This window comes from Microbacterium sp., from assembly GCF_047972865.1.
In the GTDB taxonomy this organism is placed as follows: Bacteria; Actinomycetota; Actinomycetes; order Actinomycetales; family Microbacteriaceae; genus Microbacterium.
On the sequence record NZ_JBKEAY010000026.1, the window covers coordinates 1 to 6164 of the forward strand.

7 protein-coding genes and 1 pseudogene are annotated in these 6164 nt (G+C 65.9%); 4 read left to right on the top strand and 4 right to left on the bottom strand.

All coding sequences use genetic code 11. The annotated features are described in order from the left end of the window. Positions 1-185: 185 nt before the first annotated feature. The 3 genes and pseudogenes from ACK5KK_RS01450 to ACK5KK_RS01460 all read left to right on the top strand — a co-directional run. Positions 186-407, top strand: a pseudogene (locus ACK5KK_RS01450) (transposase domain-containing protein); the annotation flags it as partial. A gap of 88 nt (positions 408-495) precedes the next feature. After that, positions 496-744, top strand: coding sequence for a hypothetical protein (locus tag ACK5KK_RS01455; protein WP_416888320.1), 249 nt, complete (start codon positions 496-498; stop codon positions 742-744). A 44-nt stretch (positions 745-788) separates the two neighbouring features. Next, the gene (locus ACK5KK_RS01460; RefSeq protein WP_416888314.1) at positions 789-1715 is read left to right on the top strand and encodes a hypothetical protein; all 927 of its coding nucleotides are present in this window, start codon (positions 789-791) and stop codon (positions 1713-1715) included. Between the two features lie 9 nt (positions 1716-1724). Here ACK5KK_RS01460 and ACK5KK_RS01465 read toward each other — a convergent pair whose 3' ends face one another. The 4 genes from ACK5KK_RS01465 to ACK5KK_RS01480 form a co-directional block, all read right to left on the bottom strand. Beyond that, positions 1725-2231 carry a hypothetical protein gene (locus tag ACK5KK_RS01465; protein WP_416888315.1) on the bottom strand — a complete coding sequence of 169 codons (507 nt, stop codon included), beginning with the start codon at positions 2229-2231 and terminating at the stop codon, positions 1725-1727. 57 nt (positions 2232-2288) lie between these two features. Continuing rightward, positions 2289-3104, bottom strand: coding sequence for a helicase C-terminal domain-containing protein (locus ACK5KK_RS01470; protein ID WP_416888316.1), 816 nt, complete (start codon positions 3102-3104; stop codon positions 2289-2291). Between the two features lie 60 nt (positions 3105-3164). Further along, positions 3165-4352: a hypothetical protein gene (locus tag ACK5KK_RS01475; protein ID WP_416888317.1), complete on the bottom strand. Its 1188-nt coding sequence runs from the start codon at positions 4350-4352 to the stop codon at positions 3165-3167. A gap of 221 nt (positions 4353-4573) precedes the next feature. Further along, positions 4574-5044 (bottom strand): DUF4265 domain-containing protein, encoded by a 471-nt coding sequence (locus tag ACK5KK_RS01480; protein ID WP_416888318.1) that lies wholly within the window; start codon positions 5042-5044, stop codon positions 4574-4576. Positions 5045-5221: 177 nt separating this feature from the next. Here ACK5KK_RS01480 and ACK5KK_RS01485 point away from each other — a divergent pair. Next, positions 5222-6164, top strand: a 943-nt coding sequence (locus tag ACK5KK_RS01485) for a matrixin family metalloprotease (protein WP_416888319.1), incomplete at its 3' end; no start/stop codon positions are given.

Sequence of the window (6164 nt, forward strand, 5' to 3'; positions counted from 1 at the left end):
GACGATCCGGTAAGCCCGCCGCGACGGACTCGACCGAGCACGCCGCAACCGGATCGAGTACCGTCGAACACAGAAGGAAACCCAACCATGAACACGCACCGCGAGTGGCTGGGTATTTCCAACCGCGAATGCCTCATTAAGTCCAATACCGTTCAATTAGAGTTACATCGGTGTAGTTTGGGGGTATGCCGCGTTCTGGTTGGAGGAAGCCCGAGTCGGATCGGTCGTTGCCGGATCTGGTCTCGGTCGGCCTGTTGATGATGGTGTTCCCGCCCGATGTGGTGGATGCGGTGATCGCGGAGTGCGGTCGCACGGAGCAGCGGCGCCGGTCGTTGCCGGCGCGGTCGGTGGCGTACATCACCCACATCACCACAGCCATTGGACTCATGGCCGCAATCTACGCCGACCGTCCGACACTCCGAGCAATTGCGGATGTCAAGGTGCTCTACGCGCGATGCGTAGCCGGCTCACCGCTTCGCCGCGCATGTGGTGGGCATGAGCATCATGATCGACAGCCGTGGCAACCGTCATCTCCCCGCGGGCCTTCCGGGCGGCGGGCAGTTCACGACGCAGGCTCGCACCGCTCCGACGAGCGCGCTCACCGTCGACGAGGACGACTTCTTCGAGGCGGACTGGCATGAGCGGATGCAGGCGGTCATCGACGCCGGTGACCCGGGCGACAGCGGCGTGACGCCGACGATGAACCTGCTGGACCCGGACACGTGGGAGCCGGCCCCGTTCTGAGCGTTCGCCGCGATGCCGCACTCGTGTGGGTATGGCGATCGAGGATGCGAACGGGCACCTGCACGGGGACAGCGGCAGGTACACGAACAAGGGCGAACAGCGCGCCGCTGAGCGACCTCACCGACGCGGTGGCGTTGCCGACGTTCGGTCGTGAGGACGCGTGCAACCCGGACTTCACGGTCGAGTCCCTTCGGGCTGGCGTGCCAGACGGTTCGGTGCTCCGGGAGATTGACCCGGACGTGGACGGGAACCGTCGCGTGCAGTGGGTGGTGCCGTCCGGTCGGGCGGCCTGGGCTCAGCGCGCCACCATCGACGACGACGGTGAGATCGTCCGCCTCGAGGACGCTCGTGTGAAGGATGACAGTCTCCTGCGGGAGGGGCGCACATGGTCGGGCGCGGATGAGCCCGTCTACCTGTCCGGGTGGGGCGAGGTTGATGAGACCGGCACCGCGTTGCATGCGCTGCGGCACAGGGTGAACCTGGACCGCCTTGCCATGGCGGGCGTGCTCCTCCACGGTGTCCCGAACGATGGTGGCGCGTACGGGAACCGGTTCACTGGCGGGAGGTCCGACGACGGGGAGCGTGATGTCGCATCGATCGCGAAGCTGATTCGTGCGGACCTGAAACGGGCGCAGACGTTCGGCGCGATCCCCGACGAGCTCACGTACCGGGTGTCGTCGGAACGGTTCGCGGGTGGGCAGGCGATCAACGTGACCGTGGAAGGCGCCTCGGACAGCCTCCTGGACATGACGCGGCCGAACGGTGATCGCGCCCAGCATCCGTGGGCGGGTGAGCTGGACGCGACCCTGCAGGTCATCGGCGACCAGTGGCAGGACGCGGAGACGGACACGATGACCGACTACTTCAACGTCCGCTACTACCTGCAGGTCCGGTTGCGGGACGAGCGGACGACGGCATGGCACAGGGAGCAGCGGGAGGCCGCCGCAGCGAAACGTGCCGCGTCGAGGTAGCTGCGCCCGCTATTTGGCGTAGGAGCGACCGTCTGCGTCCGCGAACAACCGTTTCGCATCGCGGCCGCGGAGGATGCTCGGTTGACGGTTCTCCCGCTGAGCTTGGGTCGACCAGTGGACGACGACGTTCTTCCGGCGCCATGTGACGATCGGGCGCTGCCACCCGATTCTGAGCACGAGCTCGTAGTTAGGACGAAGTGCGATCCGCTCTACGTTCCAACGGCGGTCGGGCTTGTGCTCGGTGGTGTACGGGTCGAACACGTCGAACGTGGCAGTCAGACCCCACGTCAGCGCGGGAATCCACGCGGCCCCATCCCCCGCGAACGGCGTCCCATCGGGTCTGAACTGAATCCACTGGTAGTCGATACTGCTCAGGGCGCCGGCGCCGCTCTTGACATGGAGACCTATGACACCCGCGCCCGGGGTGTGGTCCCAGACATGGACGGTGACTTCCGGTCGCGGGCTCGATGCCGCGTCGGAGCTCCTGCTTGGCTTTCCGCCGTTCGGCCCGGCCACGGAGGACGTCGCTTCCGTACTGGGCGAACCACGCGCGCGCTCGGCGCCGGCTGGAGGTCACCGCCGTTCCCGCAGCCACTCGAGTGCGCCGCTCAGCTGTGACAGCTTCTGCCCGAACGGGTACAGAGCCTCCATGTAGACCTGGCGGCTCGGTTCCGGGTACGTGATCGGGCCTGGTTTCCCGCCGGGTGCGCGCAGCAGGCGCGGGTCCAGGCACGCGACGAGCCCGGTGTCGCCTGTGTGTCTGATGAGGCGGCCGGCGGCTTGGGCGAGGAGGAGCGCGGCGTCGACGCTGTACACGGCACGGTCCGCTCCCCATTTGTCGCCGGTGCGAGCCTCAATCTCCTCCGCTCGTGCGTCGTCGATCGGGTTGGACGGGCTTCGTGGGACACGGTCGATGATGACGAGGGAGTTCGTCTCCCCCGGCGCGTCCACCCCGGTCATCATCGACTTCGTGCCGACGAGGACGTCCCCGATGTCGTCCCTCCATTCGCTGACGATGCGTGACGGTGTGCCACCGTCCCATTGCGAGTGGACGGTGATGCCGGGGAGGTTCCGGCGGGGGTAGTCGGCGTACATCCGACCGTCCGCTGCTTTCGCGGCGAGGATGAGTGCCCGCCCACGGTTCGCGTCCACGAGCTGGGTGATGATTCGCGCCGCCCATTCGGGGTGCCGTGACGCGTCGAACGAACGTCTCGCCCGCCAGCCTTCCCGGGTGAGCTGCTCCAGTTCCGCAGCGGATTCCAGCTGCGGAATGTACAGCGCCGAGCGGGCGTACGCGTCCGCGAACGGGGTCGGGTAGATGGCGCGTTGCGCGTTCAACCCCGCCTGGTACGGGTAGTTCGACGGCAGTGTTGCGGAGATCGCGGTCACCGAGAGTGCGACGTCGTTGCCGTCCTCGTCGTGGCTCGTCCACAGGTTGCCGTGGAGGAGCTACCCGACGTTGATCGGTGACACGTTCGCGGACACCCACGCGCGACGGCCGTTGTCGGCGGGCCGGTCTCGTTCCACCCATCGCGCCCACCCGCTCCGGTGACGGGCGAGTGCTTTCACGGACGCGCTGAGCTTGTCGAGCCGGTCGGCGACGGCGACGAGCTTCAATCGGCGGGTCTCGTCGCCGGTCTTTGCGGATGCGAGGAGCACTTTCCCGGCGACGGTGACCCAGTCGTTGATGACGGGCGCGAGCGGTTCGATGGGGTTGTCGTGTTCGGTGAGCTTCCGGACACCTTCACGGTGGCCGGGGAGCAGGCTGCTGAGGGCTTCGTCAACGTACGCGGCGACGGTGTCCGCTTCGTCATACCAGCGGCGCACCACCCCCGATGATGGGCTCCCCGCCGCACGGTACCCCTGTCGAGCGATGGACAGGATCGTGCCGCCGGCCAGTTTCGATGCGCCCTGGGAGCGGACATGGGATGGGAGTGTGTGAGCTTCGTCGACGATGAGGTGATCGATGTTCCCGATCCGGGCGGAGCCGACGATGACAGGCAGTCCGAGCGCGGCTTGCACGGCAAGGATGGAGTGGTTGGTGACGATGATGTCGGCCTCGCCGGCGCGGTCTTTCGCAGCGGCAGCTTTGCTGACCACCCCGAACCGTTCCCCGTCGTCCGCTTCGGAGGACGGGGAACTGATCGCCTGCCATGCGTCTGCGGTGTGCTCGATCGGGCAGGAGTGACGGTCACCGTCGCCACCGTCGCGGGTGTACTGCCTGAGCCCCCACACGACAAGCGCCCGGAACGCGTCCTCCTCTCCGGTGTCCCCGAACTCGGCCGCACCGTGAAGGGCACCGCCCGCCTCGAGGCGTTCCGCGAGCCCCTCGAACGACACGGACGTGGTCCCAGTCAGGGTCTGCGCGGTCGCGATGACTTTCGCGGGATCCACGTAGTTCGCGGCGCCTTTCACGAACGCGACCCGCACGTCACGCGACGGGTGAAGCTCTGCGGCGGCCGCGGTCACCGTGGCCACGTCTTTGTCCTGCAGTTGACCCATGAGCGTGAGCGAGTCGGTGGAGATGACGGTCCGTTCGTCACGTTCGATTGCGGCGAGGAACGCGGCCGTGAGGGTCGCCAACGACTTCCCGGACCCCGTGGGCGCCTGACCGACCACGTGCGTGCGACCTGCCATCGCTTCAACGATGTGCCGGTGCAGTGCGGCTTGCCCGTCGCGGGGTTGCGCGTGCGGGTTCCCAGTCGCAACACGAACCGCTACGGTCAGCAGGTCGCCCTGTCCTGTAGAGCGCGTTGAGGTCGCCGGGTCGGTCGTCGTCGGCTGAAGGTGGGTGGCGTGTGTGGCGGGGGCTGGGGCCGGCATGCCCTACACATGCGCGGCAGAGACCTAACCCACGCTTAGGCCGACTTGCCGGTCTCGTACACCAACCGGCCGGCATCCTCCTGGTCCTGCAGATAATCCGCGACCCTCTGGGCGGACGGCCCGTCAACGTCGACGGCGAGAAGACTCGGGGACGACCACTCGATCTGCGCCCCAAGCCTTTGAACCCCGACAGCCGTCGCGTCCCGGTACCGGTAATGAGGTCGCTCAAAGTAGGCACGGAAGACGAACCGTCCTGAGGGGTTCAGCACCCGGCTCAAGACGTACTGCCGCCCTCCCTGTGGCGCCGTCTCAATCGTGTCGCCCAGGGCAACGTTATAGAGGAAGTACGGGATACAACAGACCTCGAACTGATCCTCGCCAACTCGCCTCACCCAGAGCTGCTCAAACCCGCCCACTTCGGACAACTGCGCGTTGATGATGAAGTCGGCACGCTCCCGCCAGATCGGCTCAGAATGAGTCGAGAACTGCTCGCTGGCCGCACTCATCGACCCCACCACTCGGGAGGCCACATGCCCCCGTAACCGGGCGGCGGATTGACCGGGAAGCCTCTGTTCCGTAGCCCGGGTGACAACACCAACTCTCCTCGCTATGCTCCACCCAAGAACGACTTAGTCGAGGCGGACGAAATGGCGTCAAGAGTAGGCGGGGCAGTGGTGACGCTGATGTTGGCCGGCTTCATCGCCGGTGCCGATACATCTGCGGCGGGCGCGGAAGAGAAGTGCGGCATAGCGGACCCAGACTTCATCGCCGTCGCCGACGTAGACGGCTTGAACGTGGATGATTGCGGTTTGGAATCTACGATCGTCGTGTCAGGGGACGTCGCCGCAGAAATCCCATCACCCGGCACCGGAGTGATAGCACTCGGGATCACCGAAGACGGTGGAGCTTACCTCGAACTCGCTGTCGCCACCGATGGCACGATTAGCGCGAGCAGTCAGCCGCCGGCTATCGACCGCGATCCGCTCGATCCACTTGAAGGAGAGCCTGAGCCTCAAGTTGCACAGGCTCTCGCCGCCTACTCTCGGTGCACGGACTACTCCAGGAGCCTCTCCGCTGGCTACTGGCGCCCCGGGATCCTTTACCTGAACAGCAACGACCGACGGCCCAGCAACATCACGAAGGCGACGTTTGAGTCCATCACGACGGCGTCCATGAATGTGTGGAAGAACCGGACCAACTCCTGCGGCATGAACAACGCGGTTGATGTGCCCGGCAGCATCAGCTACGGCAACTGGACGTACGATTCGAACATCAGCAGCACGAACGCGTGCACCACGCGTGACAGTAGAAACGTCATCGATTTTGGTGCCCTGTCCGGCTCCACTCTCGGCCTGACCTGCACTTGGTTCAACAGTGCGGGGTCGCCGATCGAAGCGGACGTGCGCATCGACACCTCGAGCAGGAGCTGGGTGACAACGGCGACCGGGTGCACCGGAAGCAAGTACGACTTGCGCTCTGTCGTGACCCACGAGCTAGGTCATGTTCTGCGAATCGGGCATGCTGATGAACACGGTGGAAGCGATCTCACTATGAGCCCCAACATCAGCCCGTGCAACACGTCCGCGAGAACACTGGGAGCTGGGGATGTCACTGCCCTCTACCTCA